General features: G+C 52.7%; 1 pseudogene. It reads left to right on the top strand.

Annotated elements, in window-relative coordinates:
• Positions 1-273: pseudogene (locus RTW80_RS29260) on the top strand (LacI family transcriptional regulator); the annotation flags it as partial.

Below are 273 nucleotides of genomic sequence, written 5' to 3'. Positions count from 1 at the left end.
CATCTCGAACGTGTTCTTTGCAACGCTCGCCGAGAAACTCGAACTGCGCTGCCGCCGTTCGGGCTACCAGCTGATGATCAGCTGTACTTACAACGATGTGGATTACGAAAATAAGCTGGTCAAAGCCCTGATGGCGCGCAACGTGGACGGCTTGTTTATCGTTCCCTCGACGCTGGAAAACCAGCAGCATCATTTGCGGCAGATCCAAAAACCACTGGTGCTCCTCGACCGGGATTTTGGCTTTACTGACAACGCGCTGGTTGAGAGTCATAA

This window comes from Escherichia sp. AM3 (genome assembly GCF_032029835.1).
GTDB classification, from domain to species: Bacteria; Pseudomonadota; Gammaproteobacteria; order Enterobacterales; family Enterobacteriaceae; genus Escherichia; species Escherichia coli.
Note: the sequence above shows the minus strand (reverse complement) of the source record. Positions and strands in the feature narration are given on the sequence as shown.